Here is a 24,780-nt window from a genome sequence, read left to right as displayed (position 1 = left end):
CCTCTCATTTATAGGTTCTGGACAAACCTGAGAGTACTTTGTCTTATTTTTTTTGTCCAGAAAAATGCTTACACATACTTTTATACATCATCAATATATCAGCGCTTTTTCAAATATATCGACCACTTTTCGGAATATATCAGCGCTTCGACATGGAATAAAGACTCTTCGACAAAGGTTGACACTCCGATCACAACTACGATACACAAACATTTTGTTTTCTCCCGGAAAAGAATTGTATTTCTAAATCATATTAGGTAAAATCTAGAAAAATATGAAAAGAGGTATATCACATGATGCAACATCCAAAAGTTTACGAACTGTTTCAACTCATTCAAACTTCTCGTATTCATGACATTGAATTGCAATCGTTAGAAATTTACCTATTTCATAAACAAGAATTTGAAGGTGGACAAATTGGTTATCGGTATGATAAGAAAGGAAATTCATTAATAGGAGAAAAAGAAGGGAATTGGCAAGAAAGCTGGTTCGCGATTGGATATGATACGGACATTGGTAATCCTATTTTTGTAGATATACAGAATTTACATGTGTATACTGCAGAGCGGGGGATGAGTACTTGGGACCCTATTTGTATTGCGAATCATATAGATGAAATCATGGAGCACATAAGAAATTCTTTTCATAGATAGGGAGATAATATGAAGTACATAAAAAATGTTTCTGTAATGATGATAGTGGCACTTTGTATGATCGGATGCGCAAAGGAAACTGCCAAAACACCACCTAAGCAAGAGGAAAAGAAACCTCCTCATGTTGAAAGTCCTATACAAAACAATGAACCGAAAGCAGAGCAAGTGAAAGAAGAGCCAGTACCTGCTCCTGCCAGGGAAAAACCAAAATTTATTGTATGTATTGATCCAGGTCACCAACGAAAAGCGAATTTGGAATTAGAGCCAATTGGCCCAGGGGCAACGAAACAAAAATATAAAGTAACAGATGGAACAACAGGAGTTGTAACGAAAAAGCGAGAGTATGAACTAAATTTAGAAGCAGCTGTTCTATTAAAAGAGATGTTAGAAGCAAAAAGCATTGAAGTGGTCATGACAAGAACGACACATGATGTGAATATGAGTAATAAAGAACGAGCGGCAATTGCAAATGAGCACCATGCGAATTTGTTTTTACGAATTCATGCAGATGGTTCGGAAAGTGCAGCAGAAAAGGGTTTTGCCGTGTTAACGCCGTCAAAAGAAAATACTTTTACAAAAAACATTTATCAAGAGAGTTTAAATGCTTCTGAGTTCATTGTGAATAAAGTAAAGGAAAACGGTAACGTACAAGTAAACGGGATTAAATTTCGTGATGATTTGTCTGGGTTTAACTGGGCTGAGGTACCGGGGGTTTTATTAGAACTAGGGTTTATGTCAAATCCAGAAGAAGACAGAAAACTATCAGACGTGAATTATTTACGTTCTTTACTGCAAAGTGTGGCGGATAGTGTTGAGAGTTATCGAGTTAGTAAAGGGTGATTTTTTTTAGCTCCATCTTAGATGGAGCCGTTTTTATTTAATAATATTTTTTATTTTTCTGTAAATGAAATGAAAGCAATTTCATCTGCACTTTTTGCTGAATGCTGATACAATAAAGGGTGTTACTATTTAGTAGAAAGAGTGGTAAGCATGTTAGATTGGATGAAAAAGCTTTTTAAAAAAGAGGAAGAAAATGAAGCGACAGCATTAAGAGAAATAGAAACACCTGCAGAGAAAAAGGTTACTTCTCAGATTCCTCGTGTAAACTACTACTCTCATAAACGAGAAGATGAGCTGCAAGCGTCCAAACCATATTCGGGTGGTAATTTTCGTTTCCCGTTAATTCCTGATAGTAGATTTGACGAGAGCACGCAGGAATCATCTCATCGAGAAAAGCCCGCTATACAAGAAAGTCCGATTAGAGAACGGCGCCGATCAAGACGAGTAGAAGAAGTGCAAGAAACATATATAGAACCAAGTACTGAGAAGGTAAGACCTACTTCTAAAGTTGAAAGTAATCGAAGACCGTTCCGCCCAACAGAAATGGTTTCACCCATTTTTGGATACAATCGTCCAGAAGCAAGACAAAAAGAAAATGAGGAAAGTAAGCAACAACAACGAGAAGATATTGAAATATCAATGGAAGGAAAATCAGTTGTTGATGCGTGGTTAGAGAAAAATGGCTATATAAGTTCGGATGTACCGCAAGATGGATTAACAGAAGTTGAACCTGCGGAAATGGAAGAGTCAGCAGAAGAAGTGCTGGCTGAAGCAACAGAAGAACCAGTTATGAACGAAGCGACATTGGAAGCAGAAGAACCTGCGGAGATAGAAGAGTCAGTAGAAGAAGTGCTGGCTGAAATAACAGAAGAACCAGTTATGGAAGAAGTAACATTGGAAGCAGAGGAATTTGCGGAGATGGAAGAGTCAGTAGAAGAAGTGCTGGCCGAAGCAACAGAAGAACCAGTTATGAACGAAGCGACATTGGAAGCAGAAGAACCTGCGGAGATGGAAGAGTCAGTAGAAGAAGAAATGCTGGCTGAAGCAACAGAAGAACCAGTTATGAACGAAGCGACATTGGAAGCAGAAGAACCTGCGGAGATGGAAGAGTCAGTAGAAGAAGAAATGCTGGCTGAAGCAACAGAAGAACCAGCTATGAACGAAGCGACATTGGAAGCAGAGGAACCTGCGGAGATGGAAGAGTCAGTAGAAGAAGAAATAATGGCTGAAACAACAGAAGAACCAGCTATGAACGAAGCGACATTGGGAGCAGAAGAACCTACTACAGAAGAATTGCTAGAAGGTGAAGCAATCGAAGAAGAAGCAGAATTTGCTACTGCCAAAGAACATCTAGAGACAGAGGAATTTGCTGAGAGAGAAGAATTACCTGTAGAAGGTAAAGACTTTGAACTAGTGGTAGAAACATCTTCAACAATGGAAGACTCCGATATGCAAGAAGAGCCTTCAATCGTTGAAGAGTCTGTTATTCAAGAGGAAATACCTGAAGCAGAGGATGAGTCATTAGACATAGAAGAGTTGGTTGCCGCAGAATTTGATGAAGTATCAGAAGCAGAAAGTTTCACACAAGAACAAACGGAAGAATTTGTTCAAGCTGATGAGCAAACACAGCAAGCTGTACAAAGTTTTGCAAATGTACTAATGGAAGAAGAAACGCAAGCTACGAAACAGCCGGAAGTGAAAGCGGAGCAAAAAGAAAAGGTGATTGAAGAGCCAAAACGTGAGAAGAAACGTTTCGTTCCGTTTAATGTAGTGATGTTGAAGCAAGATAAACAGATGTTAGAAGAAAAACGTCGTGTAGCAATGGCGACGCAACCTGCTCATACAGGGCCTGAGCCAAAACAACATATTGAGCAGCCGGTAGAAAAGCAGCCAGTGCAAGAAGAAATGACGCACCGAGTTGTTGTAGAAACAGTGCAAGACGTTCGTAATGTTTTACAAGCGCCGCCAACATACGAGTTTCCGCCATTAACACTTTTAAATATTCCAAGTCACTCCGCGACAAATGACGCTGAGTGGTTAGAGGAACAAAAAGAGCTGTTAAATACGACATTCCATAATTTTCATATTGGAGCAAAGGTTGTGAATGTGACGCAAGGACCAGCTGTTACTCGTTTTGAAGTGCAGCCAGAGCCTGGTGTGAAAGTAAACAAAATTACGAACTTAAGTGATGATATTAAACTGAACTTAGCGGCTCGTGATATTCGAATTGAAGCGCCAATTCCGGGGAAAAATGCGGTTGGAATTGAAGTGCCAAATAAAGAAAGTAAAGCCGTATTCCTTCGAGAAATTTTACGAAGCCCAGTGTTTACGAAAAGTGAATCACCTCTTACAGTCGCACTTGGTCTTGATATTTCAGGAACACCGATTGTTACGGATATTCGAAAAATGCCGCATGGTTTAATTGCCGGATCGACAGGATCAGGAAAAAGCGTATGTATTAATGCGATTTTAACAAGTATTTTATATAAAGCGAAGCCGCATGAAGTAAAGCTAATGTTAATTGATCCGAAGATGGTGGAACTTGCGCCTTATAATTCTGTACCGCACCTTGTTGCACCGGTTATTACGGATGTAAAAGCAGCAACGGCAGCTTTAAAATGGGCAGTAGATGAAATGGAACGCCGTTATGAATTGTTTGCGCATGCGGGTGCGCGTGATTTACCACGTTATAATACAATTATGAGTGAGCGAGAAATTCCAGGTGAAACGTTGCCGTATATCGTCATTGTGATTGATGAGTTAGCTGATTTAATGATGGTTGCACCAGGTGATGTAGAGGAAGCAATTTGCCGCATTGCTCAAAAAGCAAGAGCTTGTGGAATTCATTTATTAGTTGCAACGCAGCGTCCATCTGTAGATGTAATTACAGGATTAATTAAATCAAATATTCCAACGCGAATTGCATTTACAGTGTCATCGCAAGTAGACTCTCGTACAATCATTGATATTGGCGGAGCTGAGAAATTACTTGGGCGCGGTGATATGTTATTTTTAGAGAATGGAACATCAAAACCAGTTCGAGTGCAAGGAGTATACGTTTCGGATGAGGAAATTGAAAAGTCTGTTGCGCATGCGAAGCGTCAAATGAAGCCAAATTATTTATTCCAGCAAGAAGACTTATTGGCAAAAACAGAACAACAAGAATCCGAGGATGAGCTGTTCTTTGAGGCATGTCAATTTGTTGTAGAACAAGGGGGAGCGTCCACGTCTTCTGTACAGAGAAGATTCCGTATTGGTTATAACCGTGCCGCTCGTCTTATTGAAGAAATGGAAGCACAAGGGATTATTTCGGAAGCACGCGGAACAAAACCAAGAGATGTCCTTATTACAGAAGATGAATTTGCTGCGATGCAGGATATACATGTATAAGAAAAGGTTTTGCTGTATACTAAGAGAAAACGTTGGATAGTAAAGTAGGGAGTATAGCGACATGAAAGAAATCGAACTAAAATTACAAGGTGAAATAAAGCGACTGACAAATAAGACGTTCAAGTTTGATGAGCGCGTTGGTGAAGGATGGTTTTCAGCGGTTTATTTCTTAAAAACTCGTGATATTATTAAAGAATTTCGAGCGGAAAGCGTTGTGACAATGCAATTTTTCCAAAAAGAACATGCTGTATTATGCGGAACAGATGAAGTGCTTGCTTTATTACAAACATTTGCGGAGCATCCTGAAGAGCTTGAAATTCATACTTTAAAAGATGGGGATAAAGTAAGTCCGTTTGAAACGGTATTAACGATTCGCGGACCATATGAGTATTTTGGCTATTTAGAAGGTGTTATTGATGGCATTTTAGGACGACGCACTTCTGTGGCAACAAATGTGTATAATGTTGTCCAAGCTGCGCGCAGCGGTCAAAAAGAGAAGCCTGTTATTTTCATGGGTGACCGTGATGATCATTATACACAACAAGCCGGTGATGGCTATGCTGCTTATATTGGCGGTATGAGCGCGCAAGCAACGCACGCGATGAATGAATGGTGGGGCAAAAGCGGAATGGGAACAATGCCTCACGCTTTAATTCAAATGTTTAATGGTGATGTTGTAGAAGCGGCAAAAGCATATCATAAAAAGTTTCCAGAAGATGAACTAGTCGTACTAATCGATTACAATAACGATGTCATTACAGATGCACTTCGTGTTGCTCGTGAGTTCGGATCAGAACTAAAAGGAGTACGTGTAGATACATCGCGTACGATGATTGATCAATACTTCATTCGTCATCCAGAAGTACTTGGTACATTTGATCCGCGCGGTGTGAATCCATCCCTCATCTTTGCACTTCGTAAAGCATTAGATGACGAAGGATTCCAGCACGTGAATATCGTAGTAAGCGGCGGCTTTGATGAAAAACGAATTCGTGAGTTTGAAGATCAAAATGTTCCAGTTGATATTTATGGTGTCGGCAGCAGCCTATTAAAAATGAACATTGGTTTCACAGGTGATAACGTAGAATTAAACGGAAAACCAGAAGCGAAAGCAGGACGTAAATATCGTCCAAACCCGCGTTTAGAACGAGTTCAATTACAAGCAAGAGAAGATGCGGAATAAAGTGAAACTTTAATCAGTGGGGGTTTTCTTCATCCCCCACTGATTATTAGCCCTCACCAATCGGGCTTTTACGGGCAGTTTATCTCCCACCTAACTTCTTTGCCTTTGCTGAATTTTGAGGTGGGAGTATTACTGCCCGTTAATGCGGGATAAAGTGGGGACTCTTCCACTTGCTAATCTTCTTTGTTTCTCTCTGAATATTAAGTGAGGAATAATTAGTTTTAAATAGCTGAATAAATGGATAAACTGGTAGGGAATTGACCCTATCAGTTTTTCTGTTATCATAGTATAACGGATTGTTTTTTGCTATAATAAGTTTGTTATGGACTTATACGGAAGCTTAGACGTGATTATAAGAAATTCGAGATGATTACCAAAATAAGAAGAAAAACATATACTGTCTTATAGATAGACCGTTGGAATAGTTCGAAATGTTGGAGGTTCTTTAAGATGACAGTTTACCATTTTGTAGGAATTAAAGGGACAGGGATGAGTGCTTTAGCGCAAATTTTACATGATATGAAGCATACTGTTCAAGGTTCTGATGTAGACAAACGTTTTTTTACGCAAACAGCGTTGGAAAAGCGTGGGATTTCTATCCTACCTTTTGATAAGAAGAATGTTGAAGAAGGACAAGTGATTATTGCAGGAAATGCATTTCCTGATACGCATGAGGAAATTGAATATGCAAAAGAATTAAATTTACCTATTTATCGTTACCATCACTTTTTAGGTGATTTTATGAGTAAGTATACGAGTGTCGCTGTAACGGGTGCTCACGGAAAAACATCAACGACAGGTTTGTTATCTCACGTGATGCAAGGGGCGAGCCCTACATCTTGTTTAATTGGTGATGGAACAGGACTTGGAGTAGAGGATAGTAAGTATTTTGTATTTGAAGCGTGTGAATATCGCCGTCATTTCTTGTCTTATCATCCAGATTACGCAATTATGACAAATATTGATTTTGATCACCCTGATTATTTTGCAGACATTAATGATGTATTTAGTGCGTTCCAAGAGATGGCGCTGCAAGTGAAGAAAGGTATTATTGCGTGCGGTGATGATGAAGAACTTCAAAAGATTCATGCGAAAGTACCAGTTATTTTCTATGGATTTGGCGAAGATAATGATTTCCAGGCACGTAACATTCAAAAAAGAACAGATGGTACTGGATTTGATGTCTTTGTTCGTAATACGTATTATGGGACGTTCGATATTACAGGTTACGGCAATCATAGCGTGCTAAATGCATTGGCAGTTATTGCTCTTTGTCATTATGAAAACATTGATGTTGAAGTTGTGAAACAGCAGTTAACAACATTTGGCGGTGTAAAGCGTCGTTTCAACGAAAAGGTAGTAGGTGAACAAGTAATTATTGACGATTACGCACATCACCCAACGGAAATTACTGTGACAATTGAAGCGGCTCGTCAAAAACACCCAGAACGTGAAATCGTAGCAGTATTTCAGCCGCATACATTCTCTAGAACACAAAAATTCTTAGATGAATTTGCAGAAAGCTTACGTAAGGCGGATCAAGTATATTTATGTGATATTTTCGGTTCTGCGCGTGAAAATAGCGGAGAATTAACAATTCAAGACCTGCAGCAACGCATTGATGGTGCAGAGCTGGTTACAGTTATGACGACAGAAGTGTTAAAGAAACATAAAAACGGCGTACTTATTTTTATGGGCGCTGGTGATATTCAAAAATTTGAAGCTGCTTATGTAAAGGAAGTACAGGTAGCGGAGAAGAAGTAAGGAAATGAAAAGACGTGTAGAGATACGCGTCTTTTTTATTGGTCAAAGTTATATACTTCTCAAATGAAAGAAGGTATGTCTTATCGTGCTCTTCGAAAAACCATTACGATTAATTTACTAGATTTTGTATTATTTCCAGCATATGAAGATTTTCATATAACCGGACAGTTGTGGAACACCCAAAAACCGAAGATGTTGACAAGCGATATAGAAATTCACTTTATAGAAGTTCCAAAGCTCGTCAAACAGTGGAAAGAAGAGAAAATCAACCCTTGGGAAGCTGCATTTGTTCGCTGGATGTTATTACTATCCGCACATGAAGATGAATATTTAACACAAACATTGGAGGAAATTGCGATGAACCAAGATCCTATTTTACGAAAAGCAATTGATAAATGGGAGAATATGAGTCATGATTCGTCCTTCCGTCTTGCCTACGAAGCTCGTGAAAAGCTATTGCTGGATGAACAGGCTAAGCTCGCTCATGCTCGCGAAGAAGGTAGAGAAGAAGAAAGAAAAGAGTTAGTCCGAGGTATGCATAAAAACGGAATGCTTTTAGAAGATATTTCAAAATTCATAGGTTAAGCGTAGAAGAGGTGCAACGGTTATTATAGTTTTGATAGGTGCATGTACTTATTGAACTCACATATGAATAATAAAAAAGGTTGTTCTAAAAATGAATTTTTTAGAACAACCTTTTTTATTATTGACCTAGAGTAAACTCTAGGTTGTAAGATGAAATTATGGAAATTAAGGAGGAAATATGATGTATACAATTGGTAAAGTTGCAGAGTTAACAGGAATGAGCATTCATACACTCCGTTATTATGAAAAATTAGGATTAGTGCCGCCACCAAAACGAAATAGCGGTATTCGGCAGTATACAGATGGAGATGTTCAGTTTTTACAATTTCTATATTCTTTAAAACAAACGGGAATGTCATTAGAGGAAATTGCGGAGTTTGCGAGTGACGGTTGTATTTTAGAAGAAATTAAGCAAAGAAAAGAAGGAGTGCCTTCGAAAATAAAAAAACGCATTTCCATTTTAAATAATCATTTAAAAAAGATAGAAGTTCAAAAGGAACAATTAGAACGGGTAATTCAACTTACAGAACAAAAATTAGAGATTTATCATGATTTTTTAGGAGAAAAGCACTTGGAGGACGATGATGAAAAATAAAGTGTAAATCTTTAATTTTTATTAACAATTTCTAACAAAAATGTTAGAATAATTAGAAAAAAGGAGAGCGAGAAATGTTTACACTAAGAGTCGATGAAGAAATCGAATTACAATTGCTAGAAAAGCATCATAAAGATGAGCTGTACGAATTAGTAGATAGCAATCGAGAACATTTACGAGAATGGCTTCCATGGGTCGATCGTACGAAAACAGCGGAAGCATATAATGAAATCTTTCCGATGTGGCTACATCAATTCGCAGATGGAAATGGTTTTCAAGCAGGTATACGCTATAAAGGAAAGCTCGTTGGAATGGTTGGTATTCATCCAGTGAATTGGGGAAAGAAAGCGGCAAGTCTTGGCTACTATCTTGCAGAAGAAGCAAGCGGAAAAGGTATTATGACGCGCTGTGTAGAGGTTGTACTTCGTTATGCTTTTGAAGCATTACAATTAAATAAAGTTGAAATTCATTGCGGAGAAAAAAATGTAAAGAGCCGTGCCATTCCGGAACGACTCGGCTTTCATTTAGATGGAATGATGCGTGATGGAGAGTGGTTATATGATCATTTTCATGACATTGCGGTGTATAGCATGTTAGCGAGAGAATGGAAGGAAAGAAGCGTATAGAAGGGCGCTTCTTTTTTTCTGAATTTACCAACAATAAATGGTATAATGTGGATAAGAGGTGATGGGAATGGAATTTCACGTGAAAAAGAATCCAATTATAATATTACTTACTGTAATTACGCTACTACTTGTTGCATTCTCTCCTATTTTATCATTTACGCTGAATGGAAAAGGGTTGCTAACAGGACTTGTAGTAGGAATATTATTTCTAGCTTTCAATAGTATGTCTATTTCTGAAATGTTTGTGTTTCAACATAAAATCGTTAATGGTGAGCTCGTAACAGGGCGTTGGCTCACGAAGAAGAAAATTCCGCTTGCAAGCATTCGAGCGATCCGGTTTGTTGGGAACAGTAAGAGAAATTTAGAAATTACGTACGGTGATAATTTTGAAGTACACATGATTACAATGCCAAAAGAGAAAGAAAAGTTCATGGAGCTGCTTTTGCAAGAAAACCCTTATGTAAGAATAGAAAATTAAATATAAGGAGTAACCAGTGAAAAATATAAAAGTATTATTTTGCATTGAAATGCTCACGGTGCTTATGGTTTGTATAAGAGGCTATGTCCGATGGAGATGGCCTTTATACATGTCAATTGGAGTAGGGGCTTTAGCAATTGTACTTCTCTATTATTTTCATTATCGATATGAGAAAAGTAAAGGGAAGAAATCTTTTAAGCAATAAAATATCAGTATTCATCGGAGGGTTCTATATGGGCATTCGTTGGCATGAACCGGATTGCCGTCAAGATCATATGATTTTTGACACGCTTTGGGAAGCAGAAGAATGGGGATGTTCCATCAGTAATGATATGTATGCAGGAGTTTTTGATGGATATACAACTCCGGATGAGAAAGTTGCATATGTTTTGGCTTTTCGTTTGGCAAGTGTTCAACGATTTCATGTTCATACGGATACCGTTTGGCTTGCGAATAAAATGATGTATAAAGTATGGGTTACTCCATTTATTTAAAATAGGGGGCCGGAGATATGGAATCTGGGAAGGCTTTATATAGTATTTTTTCAATATTAGGATTTGTTTTCTACTCTGCAGCGGTAGCCTTTGTAGTATGTGCTGTATTAATTGTATTAAAGAGAATGAGAGAACGAAATGTGTATTTAAAAGATATACGAGATGAGCTTAGAAAGAGGAATGATACTTCGAACTAAGTTCATTTTTCATAATCGGGAGGTTTTCAAATGACTAAAATAGGAATAATTCGTCACGGGAGTACACCGTGGAATAAAGAAGGAAGAGCACAGGGGAGTTCAGATATTTCCCTTGATCAAGCTGGAATATTAGATGCGTATAAACTAGCAGAGCGTTTGTGTAAAGAGAATTGGGATTTCATATATGCTAGTGATCTACTAAGAGCAAAGCAAACTGCTGAGATTATTGGAGAAAAACTTCCGAATATCCCCCTTTATTTGGAACCTAGACTTCGTGAAGCAGGCGGAGGACAGATTGAAGGGACAACGGAAGAAGAGCGAATATTAAAATGGGGCAAAAATTGGAGAGAGCTAGATTTAGGGATTGAAAGTGCTGATCGTGTGATAGAAAGAGGGCTTTCGGTCATTGAAGAAGTGGCAATTAAACATGAAAACAAGAATATATTAATTGTTAGTCATGGCGCATTTATTAGACACCTTCTAAAAGAATTAGTGCCTCATTTACATATGGCGGAATCCCCGAAAAATACGTCTTTAACAAAACTTATTAAATTAGAGAATGGCTGGGATTCAGAATTATATAATTGCACCGTACATTTAGATTAGAGCGTATATTTTATTTGGAAATAATAAAACAAAGTATATATTTCTGCATACAACTTATAGGGAAAAGACTAAGTATTCATCGAATCTTGAATATCGATGGCTGCTTAGTCTTTTTATATTGAAGATGTCGGGGGCATTTTAGATTCCCCTTCTCGATTAAATTATGATTTACAAAAATATATTTCAAACAGCTTTTTTCGTTTGCTAAAATATTCCTTATGAATATTTCCCTCTGAAACATTGACAATGAGAATCATTATCTTTAATATTGATTTGATTTTTCATTTCATTAAGGGGGACTTTTATGAAGGTTCGTAGTTTGGTTAGAAAGGTTCATTTATACCTTAGCATGATAGCGGGGATATTTATTGTGCTAATTGGATTGACTGGGAGTTTGCTTGTCTTTGACAACGAATTAAATCGTATGATTTATCCAGAGTTATACAAAATAACTAAGGGAGAATCGGTTACATATCAGAAAGCTTTGCAAACGGTAGCAAGCGCATACCCAAAGGGAGAAATTCAGCGTGTGTATACGCCAGATGATCCACGCTCTCAAGGTATTTATTTGTTTAATTTGAAAGAAGGAAAAGGGACGAAATCTGTATATGTTGATCCAGGGACTGGTAACATAAATGGAGATTTAGGGGAAAAAGCGTTTTTTAATCAAGTCAAAGAAATTCATTATCATTTACTTCTGAAAGATTTTAACGGTAAAGAAATTGTCGGTATTATTGGCTTTATTTTCTTTTTTATTAGTTTATCTGGATTGTATTTATGGTGGCCTGGAATTAAAAAATGGGCACGTGGTTTTGTTATACGGCGCAGTAAGAATACATATGTAAAACAGTATGATATACATAAAGTCATTGGAATTATTGCTATGCCATTTTTATTAGTGATTTCATTAACAGGTGCATTTTTCACATATGATAAGACAATTTTCGGGTGGGTAGGAGCAAAAACAAGTGTAGTGCCACCGAAGGAGAAACTTATCTCTAAGCCTCTTTCAGGAGGAAAACTCCCTCTTGATTCCTTATTAAGTGAAGCTGAAAAGGCGGTTCCTCAAGGGACTATTACGCAAGTAAGGATGCCAGCGAAAGCGAAAAAAGGAAAAGTAGAGGGTGCTGTGGAGATTCGTTTGAGTCGTCCGTACGATCCAGGAAATGGGAATGTGAAAATCTGGGTTGACCAGTATAGCGGGAAAGTGTTGGTTAAACAAGATCCAAAGGTGGATGATGGACTGACGTATCAGACATGGCTTAAACCACTACATACAGGAACGTTTGGTGGTGTATTTACCCAAATTTTATATGTTATTGCTGCTCTTACACCATCAATCTTAATGTTCACTGGTACATATATGTGGTGGAACAGGAAAAAGAATAAGCGAAAGTTAAAACATTCTTCAGTAACTGCAGCGTAACTATAGAAGCATAAATAAGAAATCCCGTCAGAACAAAGGCTGGCGGGATTTCTTATTGTATTACACAATTTTTTTAGAAGCCTTGTTATTTGAATAGAGACGATCCCAAAGTTCGTACATTTTGCTTCTGCCATTATCAATTTCAGGATTGAATTGAATCGCAGCTTGTTTACGAACAGTTCGTACATTTTGCACTGCTTGTTGTAGTTTCTGATCAATTGTGCCAAGTCCCTTTCCAGCATGTTTTGCAATTGATACTCCTGCTGTTGTTCCTTGGGCCATGGCGATTTTTCCGCTTTCGATGCCAGTAATATTACCAGCGACAAATAGCCCATCGAGAGGAGTTTTCATCGCCTCTGAATGGTGAGGGACGTGGCCGCCAAGTTCAGGAATGTATTGAAACGGGCATCCGGCAACAGCAGCAAGCTCTGCTAGCGGATATAAGCCGCCTGCAATGCAAACGAAGTCTGCATTGTAAATCTTTTCAGATCCCTGAATAATATTGCCGTTTGCATCAATATCAGCGATACGTACCCCTTCCACTTGATCTTTACCGATAATTTCAAGTGCTGCTTTTCGAAGTTGGAGGGGCGTACCATTTACTTTCATGCCGTTTTTCGGATAAAAGTTTAAGCCAATTTTTCTCATCCAGTCACTTTTCATGAAACGACTTCCCATGCGTAACAGCGGAGATGGAGCGAGATGTGATGCATGTAAGAGTGATTTCATGACCGCTTCCGGGTCACCAGCTTGTTTACTAAGAGCATTTTTTTCCGGAAGGACAATCTGATCAACTGTTATCCCAGCTAGTTGTAATTCATTTAAAATCGCAAATGATAAAATATTCGCTCCGATAATGACTCCTTTTTGGCCGACTTGGACGCGGTGAACATTTGTCATGACTTGCGCTGCGCCGATTGACATGACACCAGGAAGGGTCCAGCCTGGCAGCGGGATAGGATACTCAGCGGCTCCGGTAGCTACTAGTACAAATGGTGCTTCTAGCGTACCGATACTCGTATGCACATTCCATAGGTTATGTTCTTTCATTAAGTTGTAAACAGATACGCCGCAACGAATATCGACCGCTAATTGCTCTGCTTTTTGATAAAGGCGTTTCGATTCTTCAATTCCATTCCACCACTCACCAGAAGGCTCCTGATGAAGTTGTCCGAGTAATCTGCCGCCTGGCTTTATAAATTCATCAATAACGGTCACTTTGAGACCAAATTCCGCCGCAGCAATAGCACCTGCTAATCCGGCTGGACCTGCTCCAATTACAATTACATCAATCATCGCTTTTCCACCATCCTTCTTACGATATTCGGATGCTGTTTCCCGCTTTCAATGACCATATCTTGTTGGACGACTGTTAAGCAAGCTCTTACATTTGGCTTTTGATTGACAGTTACACGGCATTCTAAGCAGTGGCCAATATTGCAATAAATTCCTCTAGGTGTTCCGGTATCTTCGTGAACGCGTAGTTTTCTTACTCCATTTGCTAAAAGAGCAGCGGCAATCGTTTCATTTTCATACGCTTCATATTCAATTCCATCAAATTGAAAAGAAATGCGTTCTCTATCATTTAAATTCCCTAATATGGGGTGATTCATAATTCTAGTCATTGTTTTTCACCTACTGTTCCAAATGTTACTGGCCGAATTGGCGGCTGATATTTTAAAGGAATTTCACTAGGTGATATATTAGGAATGACGCTTTCAATAATGTTATCTAATGCAACTCTACAAGTGCGGCCGCCACAAAAACCCATTCCTGCTCTTGTTCTTAATTTTAATTCTCTTGCCGTGCATTTATGTTGATTTGCTGTTTCATGAAGTTGTCCGTAAGTAACTTCTTCACAACGGCAAATTACAATGCTATCTTTGTTCCCCATTTGAATTCCTCCTCCATAGTTGTTCATTAAAATATTATGCAAAAAATGTGCCAATATAGAGGAGGAAGATGATTAATTTAAGCCAAGCCGCTTTAAGCGATTGTATAAAGTTGCTCTTGTAATACCAAGTTGTTTTGCACACTCTAATTTATTTCCATCTAAAATATGTAATGCTTTTTCAATTACCATTTTCTCGTGTTGATCCATTTCTTCTTGCAGTGGTAAGATGGTGCAATCATTTTCTAGAAGGATATGATTTACAGACTGAACTGCACTATCAAAGCTAATATTCTTTGTATGGAAGGGTAAATACTCTCGTTTTATTACACCATCTGTTGCGAATACGATAAGCCGCTCTATGCTATTCCGCAGTTCGCGAATATTACCAGGCCAATCATAACGAAGCAGTTCATGCATAACTTCTGGCGGGAATTCATGAATTGGCCGCTGATAACTCGAAGAAAAATCATGTAAAAAATGATGAGTTAATTCAATAATATCTTCTTGCCGTTCTCTTAAAGGAGGAATATGCAAACTAACTACATTTAACCGGTAATATAAATCTTCGCGGAACTGTCCTTGTTTCATTAATTCTTGTAAATCACGATTTGTGGCAGCGATGATACGGAAGTCGATGTTGATTTCCTTTTCTCCGCCAACCCGGTAATATTTCCGCTCCTGCAGCACGCGCAGAAGTTTTACTTGCATTTCGAGAGGCATTTCACCTATTTCATCAAGAAACAATGTCCCACCTTTTGCGAGTTCAATTTTTCCTTTTTTTCCTTTACTGTCAGCGCCAGAGAAGGCGCCCCGTTCATATCCGAATAGCTCACTTTCAAATAAAGATGCCGGTATCGCACCGCAGTTAATCGAAATAAAAGGGGCTTTCGGTTCCTCGCTTGCTTCATGAATCGCTTTGGCAAATACCTCTTTTCCGACACCACTTTCGCCTAATATGAGAACAGTAGATTTTACAGAACATACTTTTTTGGCTAAATCTACTGTTCTTTGCAGGGCAGCACTTTTTCCTTTAATGGAATGAAAAGGATCGGATGAATCTTTATATTTTGCTACTTCTTGTTCAAGACGGTGTACTTCATTGGACATATTAAATAATTTTTCATTCAGTACAACTTGATTTGTAATATCTGTTTCTGAAACGACCGCACCGATAATCTGATCGTTAAAATAAACCGGATTAGAATTAATTAAGACAAATAAATCAGACTGAGGCTGATGGTGCTGTCCTATAATGCGTCTTCCTTTATGTAGAGATTGCAAGATTTCTAGATTTTTATAATCAAAGAAATCCGTAATTGGTCGGCCGATTATATCTTGCCGTTTGACTGAGAATATTTTTTCTGCTCCTTCTGTCCATGTACAAACACGCTCGTTATTATCAATGACCGTGACAGAAGAATCCGTTGTTTGAATAACAGTTTCATAAAAGGCTTTTAATTGATTGTAAGAGTTATGAAGAAAATGAATGATTTGAGCAGCTGTTATACAGCCTACTGGATGTTTGTTTGTATCAAGAATAATAGCTGTGGAATGATGACTAAACGCCTGAAGCAAGGTGAATAATGAATCATCCTCGTATACGACTTTGCATGGAAGCTCAGACGTTTTTGGTGTTGAACGATAATAAAATTCCCCGTTTTTCTGTTCGATCTGCTGTTTATTGAATGATGTATCTATTAAATATTGTTTTATTATTTCTTTTACTGACGGCAATGAAAACATAATAATCCCCTCCCATACTGTAAAAAAAAATTAACACTGTAAAGGAAATTATACACTTATTTACAAAAAATTTAAAATGTTTTGTGATAAAGTGAAACTTCCATCAATGGGGGAGTTTTTTCATCCCCCATTGATGGTTAGTTGAACCAATCGGGCTTTTACGGGCAGTTACCCCATACTTACCTTTCACGCTTTTCTTTCCGTCTTGAGGTGGGGTCTTACTGCCCGTTAAAGCGGGATAAAGTGAAACATCTCTCACTGATGGTTAGCCCGTCCAATCGGAGGAAAGTAAAACTTCCATCAGCTCAGGAAGAAATAATGATCCATTTTGAAAGTTTTACGTTAATTGGCACACGAATTGCATTTTAAGTAATGAAGCCATTTCATCGAGAGGAGGAATGTCATGTGAAACATTGTGACGTGTTAGTCATTGGCGGGGGAATTATTGGTTGTTCGATTGCTTATTATGCTTCTAAATACGGAAGAGACGTAACGATAATTGAAAAAGGAGAATTTGTTAGTGGCACGTCTTCAAGGTGTGACGGCAATATTTTGGCGATTGATAAAGACCCAGGTTTTGATAGTCAGATGTCGTTGTTTAGTCAAAATTTAGTGGATGAACTAAGTAGAGAATTAGAGCATTCATTTGAATATCGTGCTCCGGGAAGCATCCTCGTTTGTGAATCAGATGAGGAGATGGAAGCGGCACAAAAATGGGTAGATCGTCAAAAAGCCGCTGGTTTACCATTTCGAATGCTTGACCGGCAGGATATTCGGCAGGAGTCTCCCTTTTTTGCAGATGATTTATTAGGGGGGCTAGAATGCGCCACTGATTCCACAGTGAACCCTTATCTTTTAGCTTTTTCCCTTTTGGAGGAAGCAAAAAAAATGGGAGCTAAAGCTTTCAAACATACAGAAGTAAAGCAAATGAAAAAAGAAGAAAGTGGTTCATTTATTGTAGAAACGACAAACGGAGTTTTTACTGCGGATCATGTCGTCAATGCGGCAGGAGTCTGGGCACCTAGAATAGGAAAGATGCTTGATCTGTCAATACCAATTGAACCGAGAAAAGGGCATATTATCGTTGCTTCGAGGCAGCAGCATGTAGGATCTCGGAAAGTAATGGAGTTTGGCTACTTAATTTCTAAGTTTGGTGGAAAGCGCATTGTTGATCCACTAACTGAGAAATATGGAGTCGCTCTTGTTTTTGAACCAACGGAAAGTCAAAACTTTTTAATTGGTAGCAGCAGAGAGTTTGTTGGCTTTCATACGGCGGTAAACAATGAAGTCATTAAATGCATTGCGAACCGGGCAATCCGATTTTATCCGAAAATGGCAGATATGATGGTAATTCGTTCATATGCAGGATTGCGTCCATGGACAGAAGATCATTTGCCAATCGTTTCACGCGTGGATACAATTCCAAATTATTATATTGCGGCGGGCCATGAAGGGGATGGCATTAGCCTCGCAGCAGTAACAGGGAAAATAATAGAAGAACTCATTAACGAAAAAGAAACGTCTATTCCTGTTGATCCGCTTAGCTTTAACCGATTTACAGAAAGGATGTTGAGCAGATGAGGGCACATAGAGTCTTTACAACAATTGATACACATACGGGCGGGAATCCGACAAGAACATTAATTAGCGGACTTCCAAAACTAGTTGGGGAAACAATGTCAGAAAAAATGCTCCATATGAAAAAGGAATATGATTGGATTCGTAAATTATTAATGAATGAACCGCGTGGTCATGATGTTATGTCGGGTGCTTTATTGACGGATCCTTGCCATCCAAAAGCAGATATTGGCGTGATTTACATAGAGACAGGTGGATATTTACCGATGTGTGGACATGACACGATTGGTGTGTGTACAGCTCTAGTTGAGTCTGGATTGATTCCCATTCAGGAGCCTGTTACTTCCTTAAAATTGGATACGCCTGCTGGACTCGTTGAGGTGGATATTGCAATAGAAAATGGAAAAGCAAAAGAAGTATCTTTTTGCAATATTCCAGCGTTTCTTTTAAAAAGCATTTCCGTTGATGTCGAGGGAATTGGGCGTGTAGATGCCGATATTGCGTATGGAGGGAATTTCTACGCAATCATTGAGGCGAAATCAGTTGGATTGGAGTTAATTCCAGAAAATGCTTCTCACATAATTGAAACAGCAATCAACATTAGAAATACCATTAATGAACAAGTTGAAATTGTTCATCCGCAATATTCATTTATTAAAGGATTAACTCATGTGGAGTTTTTCACGGAACCAACCCATGAAAAAGCAGATGTGAAAAATACAGTGATTGTTCCTCCGGGGGGAATCGACCGTTCTCCGTGCGGAACGGGTACATCTGCGAAGTTGGCTGTCCTATATGCGAATCAAGAAATTTCAATTGGCGAAGAATTTGTTCATGAAAGCATTGTCGGCTCTTTATTTAGAGGCAGCGTATTGGAAACGACGGATGTGGAAGGAGTTGAGGCTGTTGTAACCCAAATTACCGGGTCCGCTTGGTTAATGGGAATGCACCGATTCTTCTACCACGAAGAAGATCCACTGAAAGAAGGCTTTCTGCTCATTCCGCCAATGGAACATGAAACGGAGGACGTGAAATGAAAATTCAGAAGACGTATTCAACGACAGATGTACACGTAGCTGGAGAAGCGTTTCGTGTTATTAAAGATGTGCCATTTATTCATTATCAAAATTTGGAGCAGTTAAATGAGCAGTTTATGCATGTATTTGCAGATGAAATCTACCTTTTATTGAATGAACCACGCGGGTTTGCTGGGTTGAATGGCTGTCTTGTTGTAAGGGCGATTAGCGAAGAAGCAGATGCCGCAGTATTATTTTTAAATCATGAAGGAACGGTTCCGATTCATTACGGCGGTATTGTTGCTGTTATTACAACTTTATTGGAATGTGGTCATTTGCAGCCGAGAGCGTCAAATGAATATAAAATCGAAACGCTCAGAGGTGTGATTTCCGTTACCGCTTTGATGGAGGATGATGAAGTAGTTTCAGTGGTGATAGAAAGTGAACCGTGTCATGTAGTGGAAACAAACATTCCATTGTCTCATTCGAATGTCAATACACAGTTCTCCCTCGTACAAGCCGATCAATTATATGCAGTGTTTGAAAAAGACGATGTTGCTGCAGAGATTCGGATTGAGGAACTGTCTGAATTGAAGAGATGGGGACAAAGGATGTATCAAGCTCTTGAGTCGAAATTTCCAGTGAGAGGTATCATTTTAATGGATGATTCGCATGTAAAAGAGGGGCGAATTAAAACAATCACGTTCCGTGAAGACCAGTATATCGTTCGCTCTCCTGGCTTTGAATCGACAAAGGCGTGCTATACAAGTTTATTTTCTAAAGGAAGATTGTACATGGAACCGCCATTTGTAAATGAAAGTATTTTCGGTAGTACTTTGACAGTACAAGTGGCGAAACAAACAGAGGATGGATACAAATTCACTATAAAAAGCCGCGGTTTTATTACAGGGATGCAAATGTTCGTATTAGATCCGACAGATCCGTTACCTGTTGGGTTTTTACTAAAATAACGGAAATTCAAAATGGATTTATATAGTAAAAAATATTAAGGGGGAAATAAAAATGACAACAATTAGAGGAGCTTATCCAGTATTAATTACACCAATGAATGAGGCGCAAGAGATTGACTGGGTCGGTGTGAAAAATAATGTGAACTACTTCGTCGAGCAAGGCGTTGCAGGGATTGTAATTAACGGAAGTACTGGGGAGTTTGTAAGCTTATCAAAAGAAGAAAAGTTCCAAATGGTTGAAACTGTATTAAAAGAAGTAAACGGCCGCATTCCGGTTATTGTAGGAACAGCAGCTGAGACAACGAAAGAAACGATTGAATATACGAAACAGGCGGAAGCACATGGTGCAGATTGTGCGCTCATCATTAATTCTTACTATTGCAAACCGAAAGAAGAGGAGATTTATTTCCACTTTAAAGAGGTGTCAAATGCAGTAAATGTACCGATTATGCTATACAACAATCCGTTTACATCAGGTGTTGATATGAGTACAGAATTAATGCTAAAAATCGGAAAAGAATGTGAAAGAGTGACTCACATCAAAGAATCAAGTGGAGATATCCGCAAAGCGAGAGATCTTGTTAGACACGGTAAAGGGGAAATTGAAGTTTTCTGCGGTTCAGAAGATTTAGTTATGGAGTCTTATTTAGTCGGAGCAACAGGCTGGATTTCTGTTGCAGGGAATATTGTGCCAAAGCTTGTTACACAAATGTTCAATCACTTCCAAAACGGTGAGTTAAAAGAAGCTTGGGAAATTAATGATCGTATTTTACCACTTTGTACATTCCTTGAAGGATCAGGAAAATACGTACAAATCGTGAAACGCGCGATGGAATTAAATGGCCAGGCAGGAGGGCCTTCTCGCTATCCTCGTTTAGGATTGACACCTGAGGAGGATCAAAAGCTTAAGGATATTTTAGCAAGTTTAACTGCACAACGTGTATGAAATGAAGAATCTATCCATAAGGGGGAGTCACCCCCCATTTATGGTTAATTGCAGATTTTCTTTGGGTTTCTCATACCACAAATAGCAGGATATAAAGTGAAACTTTAATCAGTGGGGGTTTTCTTCATCCCCCACTGATTATTAGCCCTCACCAATCGGGCTTTTACGGGAAGTTTATCTTCCTACCTAACTTCTTTGCTTTCGCTGAATTTTGAGGTGGGAGTATTACTGCCCGCGAATAGCGGGATAAAATGTAAAGGGGAGAGGAATATGTTAACTGTACAAATCGAATTAAAGCCGAGAGTAAAAGCCTTTTTAGAAGGAAATATTGAACTTTTTATCGATGGGAAATTTGTACCCGCTATAAGCGGTAAAAAGTTTGAAACGTATAATCCAGCAACAGAAGAAGTGCTTGCTTTCGTGAGTGAAGCAGGGGAAGAAGATGTTGATTTAGCAGTGAAGGCTGCGCGCAGAGCCTTTGAAAAAGGAGCGTGGCCTGAACTAAGCGCGGCCGAAAGAGCACATTTAATTTACAAGTTGGCTGATTTAATTGACGAGCATAAAGAAGAATTAGCGCAATTAGAAGCGCTTGATAATGGAAAAGCATATCAAGTAGCATTAGAGGACGATATTCCAGCAACGGTAGAGCATTACCGTTATTATGCTGGCTGGGCAACGAAAATACTTGGGCAAACGACACCGATTTCAAAGGACTATTTAAACTATACACGCCATGAACCAATTGGGGTTGTCGGCCAAATTATTCCGTGGAACTATCCGTTAGTAATGGCTGCGTGGAAAATGGGGGCAGCACTTGCAACAGGATGTACAATCGTCTTAAAACCTGCTGAGCAAACACCGTTATCTCTGTTATATACAGCACAGCTTTTTAAAGAAGCTGGCTTCCCGGACGGCGTGGTGAATTTTGTTCCTGGATTTGGTCAAACAGCAGGGGCAGCAATTGTGAATCATCATGATATTGAAAAAGTCGCTTTTACAGGTTCGACTGATACTGGTAAGTATATTATGCGCCAAGCAGCTGAAACAATTAAACATGTGACTTTAGAGCTTGGAGGAAAATCACCAAATATTATTTTAGAAGATGCAAACATAGAAGAGGCAATTACAGGTGCTTTTAACGGTATTATGTACAATCATGGCCAAAACTGCAGCGCAGGATCTCGCGTGTTCGTCCATCGAAAGCATTATGAAAAAGTGGTGGAAGAATTAGCAAAACGTGCGAACGATGTAAAACTTGGTGCAGGGATGGAAAAAGGTACGGAAATGGGGCCGCTTGTTTCGAAAAAGCAACAAGAGCGCGTGTTACGTTATATCGAAAAAGGAAAAGAAGAAGGAGCAAGAATTGCAGCTGGCGGCACGAAGGCGTTTGAAAAAGGATACTTCGTTCAGCCAACTATTTTTGCTGATGTTACAGATGATATGACAATTGCGAAAGAAGAAATATTTGGTCCAGTAGTTGCAGTTCTTCCGTTTGATACGGTGGAAGAAGTGATCGAAAGAGCGAATAACACGCCATTTGGACTAGCTGCAGGTGTATGGACAGAAAATGTTAAAACTGCACATCAAGTAGCGAATCGCTTAAAAGCTGGTACAGTATGGATTAATGATTATAACTTAGAAGACGCTGCAGCGCCGTTCGGTGGTTATAAACAATCAGGTATTGGGCGCGAAATGGGCTCTTATGCACTTGATAACTATACAGAAGTGAAGAGCATTTGGGTGAACTTGAAATAAAGGTTGAAAACAGACATAAAAACCCTTTCTTTTTAGGTGGGCAAGAGCATCTGGCCTTGCGTAGAAGCGGTCAGTGCCTTTTCCTGCCACATGCAATATTTCAAACGAAGGGAGAAAGTGAGTTAAGGTATTCTATTAAACTTTTAAGGGAAATCTATATTGTCCTTCTAGAAAATTATGAAACAAAGGCAATAGTCTTCTTTAAAAATACTGAAAATTAAGAAAATAAAACAAGAGGGGAGAGTTTAGGGGATGTCTAACAAAGGAAAGTTTAAAAGAGAAATATCACTACTAGATTTAGCCTTTATCGGTTTTGGTTCTATGTTTGGATCGGGCTGGTTGTTTGCTGCTAGCCATGTTGCCGGAATAGCAGGTCCGGCTGGAATTATTTCATGGATCATTGGTGGAATTGCTATTTTCTTATTAGGACTTGTATATTGCGAACTTGGGGCAGCACTTCCGCGAGCTGGAGGAATTGTTCGCTATCCTGCATATTCTCACGGTCCGATACTTGGCTATTTATTAGGATTCATTACTCTTATTGCATTTTCAAGTTTAATCGCAATTGAAGTAGAAGCGGCTAGGCAATATGCAGCAGCTTGGTGGCCGAGTCTGACGCAAGAAAATTCTACTTTGCCGACTATAAGCGGATGGCTTATGCAATTTGGACTGCTCGTCATTTTCTTTTTATTAAATTATTGGAGTGTAAAAACATTTGCGAAGTCGAATTTAATCATAACTATCTTTAAATTTTTTGTACCGGCACTAACAATTATTGTATTGTTACTGTATTTAAATGGCGATAATTTTTCAAGTGCTGGTTTCGCGCCATTTGGATTTTCGGGTGTACAGGCAGCGATCTCTGCCGGTGGTGTTATTTTTGCTTATCTAGGACTGACACCTATTGTATCGGTTGCAAGTGAAGTGAAAAATCCGCAAAGAACGATACCAATTGCTCTTATTTTGTCTGTAGTCTCTTCACTGATTGTTTATGTTCTCCTGCAAGTTGCTTTTATTGGAAGTATTCCAACGGAAATGCTTAGCCAAGGATGGGCAGGAATTAGTAAGGAATTTAGTTTACCATTTAAAGATATTTCCGTTCTATTAGGACTGGGCTGGATGGTCTACTTTATCGTTTCTGATGCCATTATATCACCGAGCGGAACGGGGAATATTTATATGTCAGCTACTCCTCGTGTTGTCTATGGCTGGGCTCAAAGCGGAACATTATTTAAAGTATTTTCTAAAGTTGATGCCAAATCAGGTATACCAAGACCTGCACTCTGGTTTACATTTGTCCTTTCTGTTTTCTGGACATTGCCATTTCCTTCATGGGAAGCGTTAATTAATGTTGTTTCTGCAGCGCTTGTATTAAGTTATGCTCTCGCGCCGATTACAGCGGCAGCGCTTCGAAAACAGGCTCCTGAGCTAAATCGTCCGTTTTGGGTAAAAGGAATGTCCATCATTGGACCACTTTCATTTGTTATTGCATCATTAATCGTTTATTGGTCTGGCTGGAAAACACTTTCTTGGTTATTATCTTCACAAGTTATCATGTTTGTCATCTACCTATGTTGCAAAAAATGGGTACCAACTTCACAAGTATCTTTTGCGCAGCAAATCAAATCATCATTATGGCTCGTTTTTTATTACATTGCCATAATGGTTGTGTCATACTTCGGTATGTTTGGCGAGGGAAAGGGGTATTTAACCAATTCAATAGACTTGATAGCGGTTAGTATTGTTTCCTTGATTAGCTATTACTGGGCGGTTCATACTGCTTTACCTGTTGTCGACTTGGATGACGAAGACGAAGTGGAAAGCACGGATTATGTAAAGGTAGAGAATGCACCGATTAGTAAATGATATTTGTATAAGCATAAATTGAAAAAATGGTTTAAAAACCTTTTTCTTTTTAGGTGGGCGAGAGCATCTGGCCGTGCATAGGAGTAAAGTGTACCCTTTGTAAAGGACATTTTAAAAAAAGCCTAGGCAGTTTTAAGAAGATGATTCCTGAATTGAATAGGGCTCATCTTTTTT

The 24,780-nt window shown here is 38.9% G+C and carries 24 protein-coding genes and 1 pseudogene; 21 read left to right on the top strand and 4 right to left on the bottom strand.

Going from position 1 to position 24,780, the window contains the following annotated elements:
- Positions 1–293 precede the first annotated feature (293 nt).
- The 14 genes and pseudogenes from Q9306_RS22290 to Q9306_RS22225 all read left to right on the top strand — a co-directional run bounded on the left by Q9306_RS22290 (position 294) and on the right by Q9306_RS22225 (position 12,837).
- Complete coding sequence (locus tag Q9306_RS22290) at positions 294–653, top strand: thiamine transporter (RefSeq protein ID WP_306202463.1); 360 nt, start codon at positions 294–296, stop codon at positions 651–653.
- A gap of 9 nt (positions 654–662) precedes the next feature.
- Positions 663–1,493, top strand: coding sequence for an N-acetylmuramoyl-L-alanine amidase family protein (locus Q9306_RS22285; RefSeq protein WP_306202462.1), 831 nt, complete (start codon positions 663–665; stop codon positions 1,491–1,493).
- A 150-nt stretch (positions 1,494–1,643) separates the two neighbouring features.
- Positions 1,644–4,883: a DNA translocase FtsK gene (locus Q9306_RS22280; RefSeq protein ID WP_306202460.1), complete on the top strand. Its 3,240-nt coding sequence runs from the start codon at positions 1,644–1,646 to the stop codon at positions 4,881–4,883.
- 61 nt (positions 4,884–4,944) lie between these two features.
- A complete protein-coding gene (locus Q9306_RS22275) occupies positions 4,945–6,066 on the top strand; it encodes a nicotinate phosphoribosyltransferase (RefSeq protein WP_306202459.1) in 1,122 nt (373 codons plus the stop codon).
- Between the two features lie 450 nt (positions 6,067–6,516).
- Positions 6,517–7,830, top strand: coding sequence for a UDP-N-acetylmuramate--L-alanine ligase (gene murC / locus Q9306_RS22270; protein WP_306202457.1), 1,314 nt, complete (start codon positions 6,517–6,519; stop codon positions 7,828–7,830).
- Between the two features lie 30 nt (positions 7,831–7,860).
- Positions 7,861–8,444, top strand: a pseudogene (locus Q9306_RS22265) (Rpn family recombination-promoting nuclease/putative transposase); the annotation flags it as partial.
- A gap of 152 nt (positions 8,445–8,596) precedes the next feature.
- On the top strand, positions 8,597–9,010 hold the full coding sequence (locus Q9306_RS22260) for a MerR family transcriptional regulator (RefSeq protein WP_306202455.1): 414 nt from the start codon (positions 8,597–8,599) through the stop codon (positions 9,008–9,010).
- A 74-nt stretch (positions 9,011–9,084) separates the two neighbouring features.
- Positions 9,085–9,636 carry a GNAT family N-acetyltransferase gene (locus Q9306_RS22255; protein ID WP_306202453.1) on the top strand — a complete coding sequence of 184 codons (552 nt, stop codon included), beginning with the start codon at positions 9,085–9,087 and terminating at the stop codon, positions 9,634–9,636.
- A 67-nt stretch (positions 9,637–9,703) separates the two neighbouring features.
- A complete protein-coding gene (locus Q9306_RS22250; protein ID WP_306202451.1) occupies positions 9,704–10,114 on the top strand; it encodes a PH domain-containing protein in 411 nt (136 codons plus the stop codon).
- Positions 10,115–10,130: 16 nt separating this feature from the next.
- Positions 10,131–10,319, top strand: coding sequence for a hypothetical protein (locus Q9306_RS22245; protein ID WP_306202449.1), 189 nt, complete (start codon positions 10,131–10,133; stop codon positions 10,317–10,319).
- A gap of 28 nt (positions 10,320–10,347) precedes the next feature.
- Complete coding sequence (locus Q9306_RS22240; protein WP_306202447.1) at positions 10,348–10,608, top strand: hypothetical protein; 261 nt, start codon at positions 10,348–10,350, stop codon at positions 10,606–10,608.
- 17 nt (positions 10,609–10,625) lie between these two features.
- Entirely contained in the window at positions 10,626–10,805 is a 180-nt protein-coding gene (locus Q9306_RS22235; RefSeq protein ID WP_306202445.1) for a hypothetical protein, read from the top strand.
- Positions 10,806–10,835: 30 nt separating this feature from the next.
- Complete coding sequence (locus Q9306_RS22230) at positions 10,836–11,411, top strand: histidine phosphatase family protein (RefSeq protein WP_306202442.1); 576 nt, start codon at positions 10,836–10,838, stop codon at positions 11,409–11,411.
- 304 nt (positions 11,412–11,715) lie between these two features.
- Positions 11,716–12,837, top strand: coding sequence for a PepSY-associated TM helix domain-containing protein (locus Q9306_RS22225; protein WP_306202440.1), 1,122 nt, complete (start codon positions 11,716–11,718; stop codon positions 12,835–12,837).
- 60 nt (positions 12,838–12,897) lie between these two features.
- Here the strand turns inward: Q9306_RS22225 and Q9306_RS22220 are convergent, their stop codons facing one another.
- The 4 genes from Q9306_RS22220 to Q9306_RS22205 form a co-directional block, all read right to left on the bottom strand.
- Positions 12,898–14,133, bottom strand: a complete 1,236-nt coding sequence (locus tag Q9306_RS22220; protein ID WP_306202438.1) for an NAD(P)/FAD-dependent oxidoreductase — start codon at positions 14,131–14,133, stop codon at positions 12,898–12,900.
- Positions 14,130–14,462: a (2Fe-2S)-binding protein gene (locus tag Q9306_RS22215; RefSeq protein WP_306202436.1), complete on the bottom strand. Its 333-nt coding sequence runs from the start codon at positions 14,460–14,462 to the stop codon at positions 14,130–14,132. The genes Q9306_RS22220 and Q9306_RS22215 overlap by 4 nt, the downstream gene beginning before the upstream one ends.
- A complete protein-coding gene (locus tag Q9306_RS22210) occupies positions 14,459–14,731 on the bottom strand; it encodes a (2Fe-2S)-binding protein (protein WP_306202434.1) in 273 nt (90 codons plus the stop codon). Before Q9306_RS22210 ends, Q9306_RS22215 begins: the two co-directional genes overlap by 4 nt.
- 72 nt (positions 14,732–14,803) lie before the next feature.
- Positions 14,804–16,477: a sigma-54 interaction domain-containing protein gene (locus tag Q9306_RS22205; protein WP_306202465.1), complete on the bottom strand. Its 1,674-nt coding sequence runs from the start codon at positions 16,475–16,477 to the stop codon at positions 14,804–14,806.
- 402 nt (positions 16,478–16,879) lie between these two features.
- On the opposite strand from Q9306_RS22205, the gene Q9306_RS22200 reads away from it, so the two are divergent.
- From Q9306_RS22200 to Q9306_RS22170, 7 genes are all read left to right on the top strand, one after another.
- Complete coding sequence (locus tag Q9306_RS22200) at positions 16,880–18,055, top strand: NAD(P)/FAD-dependent oxidoreductase (RefSeq protein ID WP_306202430.1); 1,176 nt, start codon at positions 16,880–16,882, stop codon at positions 18,053–18,055.
- Positions 18,052–19,089: a proline racemase family protein gene (locus Q9306_RS22195; RefSeq protein WP_306202428.1), complete on the top strand. Its 1,038-nt coding sequence runs from the start codon at positions 18,052–18,054 to the stop codon at positions 19,087–19,089. Before Q9306_RS22200 ends, Q9306_RS22195 begins: the two co-directional genes overlap by 4 nt.
- Positions 19,086–20,039, top strand: coding sequence for a proline racemase family protein (locus tag Q9306_RS22190; protein WP_306202426.1), 954 nt, complete (start codon positions 19,086–19,088; stop codon positions 20,037–20,039). The genes Q9306_RS22195 and Q9306_RS22190 overlap by 4 nt, the downstream gene beginning before the upstream one ends.
- A gap of 52 nt (positions 20,040–20,091) precedes the next feature.
- Complete coding sequence (gene dapA, locus Q9306_RS22185; RefSeq protein WP_306202423.1) at positions 20,092–20,985, top strand: 4-hydroxy-tetrahydrodipicolinate synthase; 894 nt, start codon at positions 20,092–20,094, stop codon at positions 20,983–20,985.
- Between the two features lie 270 nt (positions 20,986–21,255).
- Positions 21,256–22,740 carry an aldehyde dehydrogenase family protein gene (locus Q9306_RS22180; RefSeq protein ID WP_306202421.1) on the top strand — a complete coding sequence of 495 codons (1,485 nt, stop codon included), beginning with the start codon at positions 21,256–21,258 and terminating at the stop codon, positions 22,738–22,740.
- Positions 22,722–22,961, top strand: coding sequence for a hypothetical protein (locus tag Q9306_RS22175; protein ID WP_306202420.1), 240 nt, complete (start codon positions 22,722–22,724; stop codon positions 22,959–22,961). Before Q9306_RS22180 ends, Q9306_RS22175 begins: the two co-directional genes overlap by 19 nt.
- Positions 22,962–22,992: 31 nt before the next feature.
- Complete coding sequence (locus Q9306_RS22170) at positions 22,993–24,606, top strand: APC family permease (protein WP_306202418.1); 1,614 nt, start codon at positions 22,993–22,995, stop codon at positions 24,604–24,606.
- Positions 24,607–24,780 lie beyond the last annotated feature (174 nt).

The sequence above is a fragment of the Bacillus multifaciens genome (assembly GCF_030756675.1).
GTDB classification, from domain to species: Bacteria; Bacillota; Bacilli; order Bacillales; family Bacillaceae_G; genus Bacillus_A; species Bacillus_A multifaciens.
The sequence above is the reverse complement of the archived record's forward strand: the minus strand, read 5'-3'. Positions and strand labels throughout refer to the sequence as shown.